This is a genomic window from Cupriavidus sp., from assembly GCF_057315035.1.
On the sequence record NZ_DBHKYV010000030.1, the window covers coordinates 26,827 to 41,839 of the forward strand.

Here is a 15,013-nt window from a genome sequence, read left to right on the forward strand (position 1 = left end):
ATCCCGCCCAATGTCAGCACAACGCCCCGTCAAACCTGCCCCGGCCAAGTCCGCCGAGGTGCAATCCTCCCCGGCCCGTTCGCATTCCGCTCCGCGCGAGGCGGATGACGGCACTCGCCCACCGCGTCCGCCCCGCCCGCCGCGCCAACCCGGTCCGGCGGGCAGCCCGCGTCCGCCACGGCCGCAGGGCGAGCCGCGCCGGCCGGGCCAGCAGGATGCCCAGCGCCCGCCGCGTGCGGAGCGCCCGCCGCGCCCGCCACAGCCGGTGCGCCTGGCCAACCCGCTGCCCGAGATCACATTCCCTGAAGCGCTGCCGGTATCGGCACGGCGCGACGAGATTGCGAAGGCGCTGCAGGCCAGCCAGGTGGTGATCGTCTCGGGCGAGACCGGCTCGGGCAAGACCACCCAGTTGCCCAAGATCGCGCTGTCGATCGGACGCGGGCCCGCGCGCGAAGGCAAGCCGGGCGGTGGCCTGATTGGCCACACCCAGCCGCGCCGGATCGCCGCCACGTCTACCGCCAAGCGGATTGCACAGGAACTGGGCACGCCGATCGGCGAGCACGTGGGCTATCAGGTGCGGTTCAACGACACCATGTCGGCTGGCGCGTCGGTCAAGCTGATGACCGACGGTATCCTGCTGGCGGAAACGCAGAATGATCCGCTGCTGCGCGCGTACGACACGATCATCATCGACGAGGCGCACGAACGCAGCCTCAATATCGATTTCCTGATCGGCTACCTGCGGCAGATCCTGCCGAAGCGGCCCGACCTGAAAGTCATCATCACGTCGGCGACGATCGACGCCAAGCGCTTTGCCGAGCATTTCGCGCGCGATGGCAAGCCGGCGCCGGTGATCGAGGTCAGCGGGCGCCTGTATCCGGTGGAAATCCGCTACCGGCCAATCCAGGACGACCAGCCGGCCGACGCCGCGCCGCGCAGCGCGAAGGCCCGGGAGCGTGACCTCTACGACGGTATCGTCGATGCCGTCGACGAACTGTGCCGCCTGGGCTCGGGCGATGTGCTGGTGTTCCTGCCCGGCGAACGCGAGATCCGCGAAGCCGCCGAGGCCCTGCGCAAGCATCACCCGCCACACACCGAGATCCTGCCGCTGTTCGCGCGGCTTTCGGTGCAGGAGCAGGAGCGCGTGTTCAAGCCGTCGAATGCGCGCCGCATCGTGCTGGCTACCAATGTGGCGGAGACCTCGCTGACGGTGCCCGGTATCCGCTACGTGGTCGATACCGGCCTGGCGCGCGTGAAACGCTACTCGTACCGCAACAAGGTGGAACAGCTGCAGATCGAATCGATCTCGCAGGCCGCCGCCAACCAGCGTGCCGGTCGTTGCGGCCGGGTGGCAGACGGCGTTTGCATCCGGCTGTACGAGGAAAGCGATTTCGTGGGGCGGGCGCGTTTCACCGATCCGGAAATCCTGCGCTCGTCGCTGGCCGCGGTGATCCTGCGCATGAAGGCGCTGCGGCTGACCGATATCGAGGCCTTCCCGTTTATCGAGCCCCCGCTGGGCCGCGCGGTGGCCGATGGCTACCAGCTCCTGCAGGAACTCGGGGCGCTCGACGAGGCCAACCAGTTGACCGGCACCGGCCGGCAACTGGCCAAGCTGCCGCTCGACCCGCGCGTAGCACGCATGATCCTGGCCGCCAAGGACCAGCATTGCCTGCGCGAGGTGCTGATCATTGCCAGCGCCTTGTCGGTGCAGGACCCGCGCGACCGCCCGCCTGACGCGCAGGAGGCCGCCGACCAGGCGCATCGCAAGTTCATGGATGAACGTTCGGAGTTCCTGGGCTGGGTCAAGCTCTGGAAATGGTTCGAGGACGCCGTCGCCCACAAGAAGACCAACCGCCAGTTGCAGGAGCAGTGCCGCAGCAATTTCCTGTCGCATGTGCGCCTGCGCGAGTGGCGTGACGTGCATTCGCAGTTGCACACCACGGTCAGCGAACAGGGCTGGCGCCTCAATGAAACCGAGCCGACGTTCGAGCAGGTACACAAGGCGCTGCTGACCGGCCTGCTCGGCAATGTGGGCCTGAAACTGGACGAAGCCGATGGCAAGGGTCGCGAGTACCTGGGCGCGCGCGGCATCAAGTTCCACCTGTGGCCGGGGTCGTTGATCGCGCGCAAGGTAGGCCGCTGGATCATTGCCGCCGAACTGGTCGAGACCAGTCGCCTGTTTGCGCGCACGCTGGCAAAGGTCGAGCCGGAATGGATCGAGCAGGTGGGGCGCCATCTGCTCAATGTGAGCTGGAGCGAGCCGCATTGGGAAAAGAAGGCGGGCCAGGTAGTGGCAATGGAGCGCGGCACGCTGTACGGCTTGCCGGTCTACCAACACCGGCGGGTCCATTTCGGGCCGATGAATCCGTCCGAGGCCCGCGAGATCTTTATCCGTAGCGCGCTGGTGGAAGGCGAGTTCGACACCCGCCTGCCGTTCTTCGCGCATAACCAGCGGTTGGTGCGCGAGATCGAGAATCTTGAGCACAAGTCGCGCCGCCAGGACGTGCTGGTTGACGATGTGCTGATCTACGCGTTCTACGAACGCGCGATCCCGGCCGAGATCCATAACCAGGTAGCGTTCGAGACGTGGTACCAGGCTGAATCCGCCAAGGATCGCAAGCTGCTGTACCTGAATCGTGACGAGCTGATGCGGCACGAGGCGGCGGGCATCACCACCGACCTGTTCCCGAAGCTGCTGCCGGTTGCCGGCATCGACATGGGTTTGTCCTACCACTTCGAACCGGGCAGCCATCGTGATGGCGTGACGCTGACCGTGCCGCTGTATGCGCTGAACCAGATCCGTCCCGAGCGCGCCGAATGGCTGGTGCCGGGCATGATCAAGGAGAAAGTGCATCTGCTGCTGAAGTCATTGCCGCAGAAGCTGCGTCGCCACTGCGTGCCGCTGCCCGACTATGCGGCCGGGTTTGTCGAGCGCCAGCCGTTTGGCGAGGGCGATCTGGTGGATGTGCTGATCGCCGATATCCGCGAGCAGACCGGCACCATGATCCGCCGCGCCGACTTCAAGCTGGAAACGCTGCCGGCGCACCATTCGATGAACTTCAAGGTGATCGACGAGCACGGTCGCCAGCTCGACATGGGCCGTAACCTGGCCCAGTTGCGCGCGGAGTTTGGCGGGCAGGCGCAGCAGTCGTTCCAGAACATTGCCGCGCGCGATGTGCCGGCAGCCGAGGCTGGCCAGTACGAAAACCTGACCTCGTGGTCGTTTGGTGAGTTGCCCGAGTTGCTGGAAATCCGCAAGGGCAACCAGACGCTGTTTGGCTATCCGGCGCTGGTCGACCATGGCGACCATTGCGACGTCGAGGTATTCGACGATCCGCAGGAAGCCGCTCGCATTCACCATGCGGGCCTGCTGCGGCTGTTTGCGCTGCAGTTGCGCGAGCAGGTCAAATTCATCGAGAAGAATATTCCGAACTTGCAGCAGATGGCGATGCAGTACATGGCGTTGGGCACGCAGGAGGAACTGCGCAGCCAGATCGTGCTGATGGCGCTCGAACGCGCCTGCCTGCAAGCACCGCTGCCACGCAACGAGGCTGAGTTCAACGTACGCAAGGACGAGGGCAGGGCACGTCTGTCATTGTTGGCGCAGGAGATTGCGCGGCTGGTCGGCACCATCCTCGCGGAATTCGCCTCATTGCCGCGCAAATTGCTGCAAGCCAAGCCATTCGGATCGGCTTACCAGGACCTGGAAGCGCAGTTGGGCCGGCTCATGAGCAAGTCGTTCGTGGCCGATACCCCCTATGCGCAGCTGGTGCATTTTCCGCGCTACCTCAAAGGCATGGCGATGCGCGTGGACAAGCTCAAGGGCGATCCGGGCCGCGACAGCCAGCGCATCCAGGAAATGTCGCCGCTGGTGCAGCAGTGGCAACGCGCCGAGAAGCAGTTGCGCGCGCAAGGCCGTGGCGCTGCTGACGCGCGCCTCGACGAATTCCGTTGGATGCTTGAGGAATTGCGTGTGGCTTTGTTTGCGCAAGAGCTGCGTACGCCACAGCCGATCTCGGTCAAGCGGCTGCAGAAGGTCTGGGAATCGATGCAGCGGTAGGCATTGAGGGCGTCGCTCGGATGGAAAGCGTCATTCACATGTATCCAAATGTAAGGGTCGCTTAAGAATCTGGGTGCGCCGTCATCGCATCGGCGCGGCAAAACGTTAGAATGCGCGATTCGTCTTGAAATAACGGTCTTATGCTCGCATTGCGTCGTGTTGTGGCTGGGGTGGTATCGGTCGGCGCCCTGGCATTGGCAATGGTCGCCGCGCCCGCCCGCGCGGAAGTGGTGGTGATCCTGAATTCTGGTGATGCAAGCGTCACTCTCATCGACAAGGACACCCAGAAGGTCATTGAGACCTTTCCTATCGGCAAGGAACCGCACCATCTGATTGCGACGCCCGACGAAAAGTCGTTGATCGTAGCCAATGCGGTCGGCAACGACGTGGTCTTCCTGGATCCGGTGACGGGCAAGGTGCAGCAGCGCGTGCCCAATATCGACGATCCATACCAGGTGGGCTTCTCGCCGGACCAGAAGTGGTTCGTGGCCACCGGCAACCGGCTCGATCGCGTGGACGTGTACCGCTGGGACGGACATCAGCTCAAGATCGCCAAGCAGTTCCCGTTGCCCAAGACGCCAAGCCATATCGCGTTCACGGCCGACAGCAAGATTGCGTTCATCACGCTGCAGGATTCCAACCAGATCGCCGCCATTGACCTGACCACGCTCAACGTGCTGTGGGTCATGGAGGCGGGCTCGGCACCGGCCGGCATCTGGGTGACGCCGGACCAGAAGTACCTGCTGGTGGGCATGACCGGCGCCGACTACGTGGCGGTGATCGACTGGCGCACGCGTACGGTGGTCAAGCAGATCCAGACCGGCAAGGGCGCGCACAACTTCCGTGCCGTGGGCGACAAGCGCCACCTGTTCCTGACCAATCGTGTCTCGGGTTCGATCAGCATCATCGACCAGCAAACGCTGTCCAAGGTAGGGGATATCACCGGCCTGCTGCCCGGGCCGGATGACATGGAGCTGACTGCCGACGGCAAGACGCTGTGGGTGACGTTCCGCTGGGCGCGCTCGGTGGGCCTGATCGACGTGGCCAGCCGCAAGCTGATAAAGACGATCCGCGTGGGCAAGTCGCCGCACGGCATCTATTTCAAGACCCGCGCACCGCTGTATTGAGGCCATCATGCGCCGCACGATTTCGCGTATTGCCGCGGTTACTGTTGTGACTGCTGCCTCCGTTGGCGGTTCGCTGGCGGCGGCAGCCGAAGCCAGCCCCGGCGCCTGCCGGGCCGGTACGCTCTACCTGACGTTCGACACTGGCAGCATGAGCCAGGCCGAGCTGATTGCCCGCACGCTGCGCAAGCACCATATCCGCGCCACGTTCTTCCTGGCCAATGAACCGACCGTCAACAAGGACAGTTCGCTGGACCCGGCGTGGGCGCCGTTCTGGAAATCGCTCGCGGCCGACGGCCACGCGTTTGGCACGCACACGTTCGATCACGTCTACCTGCGCAGTGTGAAGGGCGACAAGGTCACCATGCGCCCGCAGTTCGGTGCGCAGGGCGGCAAGGACGTGACCATGACCGAGGCCACCTTCTGTACGGAATTGCGCCGCAGCGCGCAGGCGTTGCAGTCGATGACCGGCCAGCCGATGGTGCCGCTGTGGCGCGCGCCCGGCGGCCGGACCGCACCGCAGACCCTGGCATGGGCCGAGCAATGCGGCTTCAAGCACGTTGGCTGGGCCCCGGCCGGGTTCCTCGGCGATGAACTGTCGTCAGAGAAATTCCCGAACCAGGCCTTGCTCGACAAGGCGCTGCGCGACCTGCGCGACGGCGACATCACGATGGCCCACCTGGGCATCTGGTCGCGCAAGGATCCCTGGGCCCCGGCCGTGCTGGAACCGCTGATCAGCGGGCTGGAACAGAAGGGCTTCTGTTTTGCCACGTTGCGCGAGCATCCGCAGTACAAGAACTGGATTGCCCAGCGCGGCCTGGTGCAAACCGGCGCACAATCACAATCATCAACCCAATCCAGCGCGACGTCGGGGTCGAAACGGTAAATGTGGGACGCGTTCAGTAACTGGGTCAACCTGTGGGTCGGCCAGATCGAGGCCACGGTCTTCCAGGACGTGATCTTGCCCGTGGTCTACAACCTCGGGTTTGGCGGCTATGCCGAGGACGCCTTTACCGGCACCGAGTGGTTGCTGGTGGGCGTGGTGCAGATTGCGGTGATGATCCTGATCCTGGGCCCGCTGGAGAAATTGCGCCCGGTGGAGCCGGTGACCGATCGCAAGGCCATCCGCACCGACATGTTCTACACGGTGTTCCACCGCCTCGGTGTGTTCCGGCTGGCCATGTTTTTCCTGCTGGCACCGCTGATGGACGGCATCGAAGGCCATCTGCGCCTGCTGGGCTGGCAGCGCATCAATGTGGAAGACTGGTGGCCCGCGGTGACGTCGATCCCGCTGGTCAGCTTCTTTGTCTACCTGCTGCTGTTCGATCTGCTCGACTACTGGTATCACCGCTTCTCGCATACCTACCGCTGGTGGTGGAGCCTGCACGCGGTACATCACAGCCAGCAGCAGATGACGCTGTGGAGCGACAACCGCAATCACCTGCTCGACGATATCCTGCGCGACTTCGTGTTTGCCACGGTCGCGCTGGCGGTGGGTGTCGAGCCGTCGCAGTACGTACTGCTGGTGGCGCTGTCGCAGCTGCTGCAGAGCCTGCAGCATGCCAACCTGAAGCTCCACTTCGGCTGGCTGGGCGAGCGCCTGCTGGTCTCCCCAAGGTTTCATCGCACGCACCATGCGGTGGGCCTGGGCCATGAGCGGCAAGGCGGGCAGGGCAAGCCGGTGCGCCTGGGTGGCTGCAACTATGGCGTGATTTTCCCGTGGTGGGACATGCTGTTCCGTACGGCCGTATTTACCGACGTCTACTATCCGACCGGTATCCGCGACCAGATGCCGCCTCCGGCAGGCCGTGGCCGCAACTACGGCGCCGGCTTCCTGTCCCAGCAATGGCTGGGCATCAAACGTCTGTTGCGTCTGGGGTGATGGAGACGCCGCTGGCCTGTGCTAGGCTTTGCAGGCTTACCTGATCTCTTGACCGCATGAACGATATCTTCCGCGCCTTCGGGCGCGCCCTGGTTGGCCAGTTGCATCCGCGCATGCTGATGCTGACCGTGATTCCTTTTGTCCTGGCCACCGTGCTCTGGGGCGGACTGATCTGGTGGGGCTGGGAACCGATCATGGGTGGCGCGCGCACGCTGCTCGAAGGTTCGGTATTCACGAGCTGGATCTATTCGATGCTCGACTGGCTGAGCCTGCAATCGTTGCGCTCGGTGGTGGCGCCGCTGTTCGTGCTCACACTGGCGATTCCGCTGGTGATCGCATCGATGCTGGTGTTTATCAGCCTGTTCTCGGTGCCGGCGGTGGTGAAGCATCTGGAACGCAGTTATCCCGATCTGCAGAAGGCGCATGGTGGCAGCGTCGTGGGCAGCGTGTTCCAGGCGCTCGGCAACACGCTGGTGTTCCTGTTGCTGGTGCTGGTGACGTTGCCGCTGTGGCTGATTCCGCCATTCTTCGCGCTGATTCCGCCAGTCTTGTGGGGCTGGCTGACCTACCGCGTGATGACGTACGACGCGCTGTCCGAACACGCCACGGCCGAGGAGCGCAAGACGCTGATGAAGCGGCACCGCGTGTCCTTGCTGACGATGGGTGTGGTAGTGGGTTTGCTGGGTTCCGCGCCGACCTTGCTGTGGGTCTGGTCGGCTGTCATCATCTTCCTGTTTCCGGTCGTGCTGGCCGGCACGCTGTGGCTCTACGTGCTGATCTTCATCTTCTCGGCGCTTTGGTTCGGCCATTTCTGCCTGCGCGCGCTGGCCGACCTGCGTGCCGAGCGTGCGGCGGCCGCACCGCCGCCGCCCGCACCTGACGTGATCGACCTGGCGCCTTCCGATGTGCGCCGCATCGAGCAATCCTGAATACAGAAAAAGAGGGCATCATGGGTTTCGGTTTGATTGTCGTTGGTGACGAGATCCTCTCCGGCCGGCGCGAAGACAAGCACATGCGCAAGGCCATCGAACTGCTCGGTGCGCGCGGCCTTGCGCTGGACTGGGCCGAGTATGTCGGCGACGAGCGTGAGCGCATCACCGCCACGCTGCGGCGCACGCTGGCCGGGCCAGACGTGGTCTTCTGCACGGGCGGCATTGGTGCGACGCCGGACGATCACACGCGCCAATGCGCGGCGGCCGCCCTGGGGGTGGAGTTGGTGTTGCATCCCGATGCGCGCGAGCAGATTGCGCTGCGCATCGCGGAGTCCGCCGAAGGCGATCCGGTCAAGGCCGACCTGAACCGGCCCGAAAACCAGCACCGTTTCAAGATGGGCGAGTTCCCGGCCGGCGCGCGCATCATTCCAAACAGCTACAACCGGATTCCGGGCTTCTCGGTGGCCAACCATCATTTCATGCCGGGTTTCCCGGTCATGGCGTGGCCGATGATGGAATGGGTGCTCGACCACTACTACACCGACCTGTTTCATCGCGATGCGGAGCAGTCACGGGCGTTCTACGTGTTCGAGGCCCCGGAGTCGACGCTGACACCACTGATGGAGCAGGTGCAGTCGGTATTCCCGGGAATCCGCGTATTCAGCCTGCCATCGGTGGGAGATGTCAGCCGCGGCGACCGTTTCGCGCGCCGTCACATCGACCTCGGTGTGAAAGGCCCGGCCGATCAGTTGCCGGCGGCCTACGCCATGCTGCTCGACGGCGTGCGCGCCATGGGCTTCGAAATCATCGAGCAGTAGCATGGGGTTCTCCCCTCTCCCGCCGTGCGGGAGAGGGGAGCAACAACACTCAGCAATCAATCACGCCCCATGCCATGGCATGCCGCGGAAGCACCAGCCTTCCACGGTCTTGCGATGGTGATGTTCGTCGCGGGCGCCTTCGAAACCTTCCAGTACATCCATCGCGAACTGATAGCCGGCCTCGGTGGCCACGCGCGCGGCATGCTTCGAGCGGGCTGCGCTGCGGCACAGGAACAGTACCGGGGCATCGGCCGGGATGCGCGCCTTGAGTTCGGCCACGAAATTCGGGTTCTGCGTGCCGCCCGGATAGGTCGACCATTCCACGTGCGCAAACTGTTCGTCGGGTACCGCCACGCCACCCACCCAATCCAGCTCGGCCTGCGTGCGCACATCGACCAGCACGGCGCGCGGGTCGGCCTGCAGTAGTGCATACGTCTCTTCCGGGGTAAGGGCGCCGTAGTAGGCGAGCTGTCCCTGTTGCTGACGGGCGTGGGCGGTCTGGAGAAGGGTGTCTCGGGTAGTCATTCTGTGTGACGGTGTCAATAAGAGGAGGGGCCAACGGGCGGCAGGCGGCGTACGGGCAACATGCGGGCAACAGCAGCGACATGGGGCTGGGAACCGGCCGCATTCGGCGCTATTCTAGCGCGCGGCCGTTGGTGGTGCGTTGATGATGTGCGTTGGTGGTGAACTGACCGGCCCGAAAAAATCGCTGCATTCAAGGAAAGCCGAAAATGCATCATGACGGTGCATTTACAGGTCTCAAGCACTGATACGGTGCGTTACCTTGAATCATGCACCGGTATGGTGTTTCATGGGGCAGGGCTCCGGAGCGGAACGGCGTCGCGTGCGGCGGCGTAAGGCAGGTGCGCAAGGTTGTATGCAATCCTCGTCCCCCGTCCCGGTGCGGCCCTGGCCGGCGGGTGCACGTTTTTCGGGAAGTCAGGGCGATTACCGGTACGAAGGGCTGGAGGGTGGCATGCTTTCTGCTAACATTCCTCGTCCCTTTTGGGGCGGTCTGGATTGGATGACCGATCGACCGCACCAACAATGGCTTTCTCAGACACAGCCTCGAATTTCCAGGAGATAGGCATGGCGCAGAGCGTTGCAGATGTGATGAAGCTCGTGAAGGAAAACGACGTCAAGTTCGTCGATTTCCGTTTCACGGATACCAAGGGCAAGGAACAGCACGTGTCGGTTCCGACGTCGCACTTCGATGAAGACAAATTCGAAAGCGGCCACGCCTTTGACGGTTCGTCCATCGCTGGCTGGAAGGGTATCGAAGCATCGGACATGCTGCTGATGCCGGATTCGGGTACCGCCTACATCGACCCGTTCTATGAAGAACCGACCCTGGTGCTGACCTGCGACGTGATCGAACCGTCGGACGGCAAGGGCTATGACCGTGACCCGCGCTCGATCGCCAAGCGCGCCGAAGCCTACCTGAAGAGCACCGGCCTGGGCGACACCGCCTTCTTCGGTCCGGAACCCGAGTTCTTCATCTTCGACGGCGTGACGTGGAACATCGACATGCAGGGTTGCTCGGTCAAGATCAACTCGGAAGAAGCACCGTGGTCGTCGGCCAAGGAATTCGAGCACGGCAACAGCGGTCACCGTCCGGGCAAGAAGGGCGGCTACTTCCCGGTTGCCCCGATCGACACGTTCCAGGACATGCGTTCGGAAATGTGCCTGATTCTGGAATCGCTGGGCATTCCGGTTGAAGTGCACCACCACGAAGTGGCTGGCCAGGGCCAGAACGAAATCGGCACGCGCTTCAGCACGCTGGTGCAGCGCGCCGACTGGACCCAACTGCAGAAGTACGTGATCCAGAACGTCGCGCACACCTATGGCAAGACGGCCACGTTCATGCCGAAGCCGATCGTGGGCGACAACGGTTCGGGCATGCACGTTCACCAGTCCGTGTGGAAGGACGGCCAGAACCTGTTCGCAGGCAACGGCTACGCCGGCCTGTCGGAATTCGCGCTGTACTACATCGGCGGCATCATCAAGCACGCGCGCGCGCTGAACGCCATCACCAACCCGGGTACGAACTCGTACAAGCGTCTGGTGCCGGGCTTCGAAGCTCCGGTGAAGCTGGCCTACTCGGCCCGCAATCGTTCGGCATCGATCCGTATTCCGTACGTTGCCAACCCGAAGGGTCGCCGTATCGAAACGCGCTTCCCGGATCCGCTGATGAACCCGTACCTGGGCTTCTCGGCACTGCTGATGGCCGGTCTGGACGGCGTGATGAACAAGATCCACCCGGGCGAAGCTGCCGACAAGAACCTGTACGACCTGCCGCCGGAAGAAGACGCAAAGATCCCGACCGTCTGCTCGAGCCTCGACCAGTCGCTGGAGTACCTGGACAACGACCGTGAGTTCCTGACGCGCGGTGGTGTGTTCTCGAACTCGATGCTCGATGCGTACATCGAACTGAAGATGGAAGAAGTCACGCGTTTCCGCATGACCACTCACCCGATCGAGTTCGACATGTACTACTCGCTGTAAGCGGGTTGTGCGTTGCCAGGTTGTCACCGGGCAACAGTGGCACCAGGAAGGGGCGGCTTCGGCTGTCCCTTTTTGTTTTGTAGCCACGTTTGATCGCTAGAATGGGGCTCTTTCCCTAACCTTCATGTCGATGTTCATGGAAGCGATTTCGAGCAGGGTTTACAACAGGGCTGGTGGTGCGTGGTCGCACCAAATGCGTGTGGGTTTCCCCATTCTGGTGACAGTCGCGGCCCTGGCGCTGGCTGTCTGGAGCGGTCCGGCGCCGGCGCAGTCGTCCGACGTGTACATGTGCAAGGGCGCCAACGGCGTGCCCGAGTATCGCAACGGCAATCCCGGCAACAGCAAGGACTGCAAGAAGCTCAACCTGCCCGACGTGGTGACCGTGCCGGGTGGCCGCACCAGTGGCGCGGCTTCGTCTGGCGGCAAGGCGGGCGGTGTGGCCGCTTCGCCAACCGCGTTCCCGCGCGTGGACAGTGCCACGCAGAAGAACCGCGACAGCGAGCGCCGCGCCGTGCTGGAGCAGGAACTGCAGAGCGAGGAGGCCAAGCTGGCCGGGCTGCGCTCGGAATTCAACAATGGCGAGCCGGAACGCCAGGGTAACGAGCGTAACTATCAAAAGTATCTGGATCGCGTGGCGCGCCTGCGCGATGACGTTTCCCGCAGTGAAGCCAATGTGGCATCGCTTCGGCGGGAGCTATCGAATTTGAAGGACTGAAGCCTATGCGTCGCCTGATTCGCGGAGTCTCGCGCAAAGTCACCGGTGCGGACCGCAAGCCCGATCCCGCCGACATCGACCCGCGTGAAGCCGATGTCGTGCCGCTGGGCGATGTGGTGTTGCATCCGGGCCTGGACAACGTGGCCAACCCGGTACTGCTGGTGCGCCAGCCGGGATTGCGCGTGGTCTATGCGAATCCCGCAGCCGAGGCCAGCTTCGCGGTGTCGCGCAAGGCCATGGTGGAGCTGTCGCTGCCAGACCTGTTTGGCGCATCGGAAGAGCTCGACACGATGATCGAGACGGTGATTGCGCGACAGGTCGACGTGCGGCGGCAGGACCTGGTCCTGCGGCCCCCGCTGCAGGAACCGATGCATGCGCATGTGGTGGTAGGCGGCATCGAAGGGCGCTCCAGCACCGTGCTGGTCGAGATCCTGCTGAACGAACAGAAGGTGCGCAGCGACCGCGAGGAGCGCATTCTCGACCTGACATCGGCCAACAAGGAGCTGATCCGCAATCTGGCGCACGAGATCAAGAACCCGCTGGGCGGGATTCGTGGGGCGGCGCAACTGCTGGAGTTCGAGCTGCCCGAGCGTGCGTTGCGCGAGTACACCCAGGTCATCATCAAGGAGTCCGACCGGCTGCAGACACTGGTGGACCGCCTGCTGGAGCCCCATCGCCATCCGCATATCGTGTCGGACCTCAATATCCACGAGGTGCTGGAGCGGGTGCGGTCCGTGGTCCTGGCGGAGTTCCCGAACGGGCTCGATATCGTGCGCGACTACGACGCCAGCCTGCCGGACCTGCGCGGCGACATGGAACAGCTGATCCAGGCCGTGCTGAACATCGTCCACAACGCCGCCCAGGCACTCAACGAGCGGATTGCGCATGGCGATGCACAGATCGTCCTGCGTACCCGCGTGGCCCGCCAGGTCACGATTGCCAAGCGTTTGTACAAGCTGGCATTGGATTTGCATGTGACAGATAACGGCCCGGGCATCCCCGAGGACATTCGCGAACGCATCTTCTATCCGTTGGTATCGGGAAGGGATGGCGGTAGCGGTCTCGGTCTCACACTCGCTCAAACCTTCGTGCAGCAGCACGAGGGCTTGATCGAATGCGAGAGCCGGCCCGGCTGTACCGACTTCCGTATCCTGCTGCCGCTGCATTGACCGTCGATCGACGTATCCGGTGCGAGCGACTCCGGCGGGGCACACGGGAGACCACATGACACCGAGCAGACAAGCGACGCACATGAAGCCGATCTGGATAGTCGACGACGATCAATCAATCCGCTGGGTCCTGGAAAAGGCCCTTGCACGTGAAAGCCTGCTCTCTCGCAGTTTTACCAATGTCCGCGACGTACTCGCGGCATTGGAAGAAGACGAGCCGCAGGTCCTGATTTCAGATATCCGCATGCCTGGCGGCTCGGGCCTGGACCTGTTGCAGGCCCTCAAGGCACGGCACCCGGGCCTGCCGGTCATCGTAATGACCGCCTACTCGGATCTGGATAGCGCCGTGGCGGCGTTCCAGGGCGGCGCATTCGAATATCTGGCCAAGCCGTTCGATGTCGACAAGGCCGTGGAACTGATTCGCCGGGCGCTGGAAGAAAGCCTGCGCGAAGAGGAGATGGAAGACCGCCTGGTCGATGCGCCCGAGATCCTGGGCCAGGCCCCGGCGATGCAGGACGTGTTCCGCGCCATCGGCCGCCTGTCGCAATCGAATGTGACCGTGATGATTACCGGCGAGTCCGGTACGGGCAAGGAACTGGTGGCGCGTGCCTTGCACAAGCACAGCCCGCGCGCCAATGGTCCGTTTATCGCGCTGAATACCGCGGCGATCCCGAAGGACCTGCTGGAATCGGAACTGTTTGGCCATGAGCGCGGCGCGTTCACGGGCGCGCAGACCATGCGGCGTGGTCGCTTCGAGCAGGCCGAGGGCGGCACGCTGTTCCTCGATGAAATCGGCGATATGCCGTTCGACCTGCAGACGCGCCTGCTGCGCGTGCTTTCCGATGGCAACTTCTATCGCGTCGGTGGCCACAATCCGCTGCGTGCGAATGTGCGCGTCATTGCCGCGACGCACCAGAACCTGGAAACGCGTGTCAAGGAAGGGCTGTTCCGCGAGGACTTGTTCCACCGCCTGAACGTGATCCGCCTGCGCCTGCCGCCGTTGCGCGAGCGGCCCGAGGACATCACGCTGCTGGCGCGCCATTTCCTGCAGAAGAGTGCCAAGGAACTCGGTGTCGAGCCCAAGCGCATGTCCGACGATGCGTTGTCCTATGTCAGCACGCTGCCGTTCCCGGGCAACGTGCGGCAACTGGAAAACCTCTGCAACTGGCTGACCGTGATGGCGCCGGCGCAGACCATCGAGGTCAAGGACCTGCCGCGCGAGATGATCGACGTGGGGCATGGCGAAAGCCAGTCGGCGCCGCGTCCGCTGGCCGGTGACATGCGTCCCGCCGGCGACTACGATGCGATCGAAACCTCGGACTACGGCATGGGCGCGCCCGGTGGCGATGGCGATACGCTGGTAGCCACGCGCCCGCCGATGGCGGCCTCGTCAGCGGCGATGGCGCCTGCCTATGCGGCGGTGTCGCAAAGCTGGGAGAGCCTGCTGGCCGGCGAGGCGAAGACGATGCTGGAATCGGGACAGTCCGAGGTCATGGATGCGCTCACACGCCGTTTCGAAAAGGCGGTGCTCGAAGCGGCGCTGGGCGTGACGCGCGGTCGTCGGGTAGAAGCGGCGACCCGACTTGGTATCGGCCGCAATACCATTACCCGGAAGCTGCAGGAACTGGGTTTCGATTAAGCGGATCGTTTGCGCTGCTCAAATCTGTTGTCTGTTGGAAAGGCTCCGCCAATGCGGAGCCTTTTTTGTTTCCGGGCTTCCCGGGTAGGGCGGCATGTTCACCCATGATTTCGCTAATTTGCGATGTCCCGTTCGGGCACCGTTTTCTAGTCTGGGTGTAGATATCCAG

General features: G+C 63.6%; 11 protein-coding genes. 10 read left to right on the plus strand and 1 reads right to left on the minus strand.

Going from position 1 to position 15,013, the window contains the following annotated elements:
- Positions 1-10 precede the first annotated feature (10 nt).
- The 6 genes from hrpA (at position 11) to ACO550_RS27890 (ending at position 8,816) form a co-directional block, all read left to right on the plus strand.
- Entirely contained in the window at positions 11-4,060 is a 4,050-nt protein-coding gene (gene hrpA / locus ACO550_RS27865) for an ATP-dependent RNA helicase HrpA (protein WP_315595434.1), read from the plus strand.
- Positions 4,061-4,200: 140 nt separating this feature from the next.
- Positions 4,201-5,187, plus strand: coding sequence for a YVTN family beta-propeller repeat protein (locus ACO550_RS27870; protein ID WP_315595435.1), 987 nt, complete (start codon positions 4,201-4,203; stop codon positions 5,185-5,187).
- Between the two features lie 7 nt (positions 5,188-5,194).
- Positions 5,195-6,070: a polysaccharide deacetylase family protein gene (locus ACO550_RS27875; RefSeq protein WP_315595436.1), complete on the plus strand. Its 876-nt coding sequence runs from the start codon at positions 5,195-5,197 to the stop codon at positions 6,068-6,070.
- Entirely contained in the window at positions 6,071-7,066 is a 996-nt protein-coding gene (locus ACO550_RS27880; RefSeq protein WP_315595437.1) for a sterol desaturase family protein, read from the plus strand. It begins immediately after the preceding gene.
- Positions 7,067-7,122: 56 nt separating this feature from the next.
- On the plus strand, positions 7,123-7,995 hold the full coding sequence (locus ACO550_RS27885) for an EI24 domain-containing protein (protein WP_315595438.1): 873 nt from the start codon (positions 7,123-7,125) through the stop codon (positions 7,993-7,995).
- 20 nt (positions 7,996-8,015) lie between these two features.
- Positions 8,016-8,816, plus strand: a complete 801-nt coding sequence (locus tag ACO550_RS27890) for a competence/damage-inducible protein A (RefSeq protein ID WP_315595439.1) — start codon at positions 8,016-8,018, stop codon at positions 8,814-8,816.
- 60 nt (positions 8,817-8,876) lie between these two features.
- On the opposite strand, the gene ACO550_RS27895 is transcribed toward ACO550_RS27890, so the two are convergent.
- Positions 8,877-9,341: a rhodanese-like domain-containing protein gene (locus ACO550_RS27895; protein ID WP_315595440.1), complete on the minus strand. Its 465-nt coding sequence runs from the start codon at positions 9,339-9,341 to the stop codon at positions 8,877-8,879.
- A 564-nt stretch (positions 9,342-9,905) separates the two neighbouring features.
- Between ACO550_RS27895 and ACO550_RS27900 the strand changes: the two genes are divergently transcribed.
- The 4 genes from ACO550_RS27900 to ntrC all read left to right on the plus strand — a co-directional run bounded on the left by ACO550_RS27900 (position 9,906) and on the right by ntrC (position 14,844).
- Positions 9,906-11,321, plus strand: coding sequence for a 3-hydroxylaminophenol mutase (locus ACO550_RS27900; protein WP_315595441.1), 1,416 nt, complete (start codon positions 9,906-9,908; stop codon positions 11,319-11,321).
- A gap of 193 nt (positions 11,322-11,514) precedes the next feature.
- A complete protein-coding gene (locus ACO550_RS27905) occupies positions 11,515-12,036 on the plus strand; it encodes a DUF4124 domain-containing protein (protein ID WP_315595442.1) in 522 nt (173 codons plus the stop codon).
- 5 nt (positions 12,037-12,041) lie between these two features.
- Entirely contained in the window at positions 12,042-13,205 is a 1,164-nt protein-coding gene (gene glnL / locus ACO550_RS27910; RefSeq protein ID WP_315595443.1) for a nitrogen regulation protein NR(II), read from the plus strand.
- A gap of 82 nt (positions 13,206-13,287) precedes the next feature.
- Positions 13,288-14,844 carry a nitrogen regulation protein NR(I) gene (ntrC, locus tag ACO550_RS27915; RefSeq protein WP_315595494.1) on the plus strand — a complete coding sequence of 519 codons (1,557 nt, stop codon included), beginning with the start codon at positions 13,288-13,290 and terminating at the stop codon, positions 14,842-14,844.
- Positions 14,845-15,013 lie beyond the last annotated feature (169 nt).

What these genes read in the sequence shown, in the direction of transcription:
- glnL (WP_315595443.1), top strand. Translation starts at nt 12,042, where the DNA reads ATGCGTCGCCTGATTCGCGGAGTCTCGCGCAAAGTCACCGGTGCGGAC.
- ACO550_RS27890 (WP_315595439.1), top strand. Translation starts at nt 8,016, where the DNA reads ATGGGTTTCGGTTTGATTGTCGTTGGTGACGAGATCCTCTCCGGCCGG.
- ACO550_RS27895 (WP_315595440.1), bottom strand. Translation starts at nt 9,341, where the DNA reads ATGACTACCCGAGACACCCTTCTCCAGACCGCCCACGCCCGTCAGCAA.
- ACO550_RS27905 (WP_315595442.1), top strand. Translation starts at nt 11,515, where the DNA reads ATGCGTGTGGGTTTCCCCATTCTGGTGACAGTCGCGGCCCTGGCGCTG.
- ACO550_RS27880 (WP_315595437.1), top strand. Translation starts at nt 6,071, where the DNA reads ATGTGGGACGCGTTCAGTAACTGGGTCAACCTGTGGGTCGGCCAGATC.
- ACO550_RS27875 (WP_315595436.1), top strand. Translation starts at nt 5,195, where the DNA reads ATGCGCCGCACGATTTCGCGTATTGCCGCGGTTACTGTTGTGACTGCT.
- ACO550_RS27900 (WP_315595441.1), top strand. Translation starts at nt 9,906, where the DNA reads ATGGCGCAGAGCGTTGCAGATGTGATGAAGCTCGTGAAGGAAAACGAC.
- ACO550_RS27885 (WP_315595438.1), top strand. Translation starts at nt 7,123, where the DNA reads ATGAACGATATCTTCCGCGCCTTCGGGCGCGCCCTGGTTGGCCAGTTG.
- ACO550_RS27870 (WP_315595435.1), top strand. Translation starts at nt 4,201, where the DNA reads ATGCTCGCATTGCGTCGTGTTGTGGCTGGGGTGGTATCGGTCGGCGCC.
- hrpA (WP_315595434.1), top strand. Translation starts at nt 11, where the DNA reads ATGTCAGCACAACGCCCCGTCAAACCTGCCCCGGCCAAGTCCGCCGAG.
- ntrC (WP_315595494.1), top strand. Translation starts at nt 13,288, where the DNA reads ATGAAGCCGATCTGGATAGTCGACGACGATCAATCAATCCGCTGGGTC.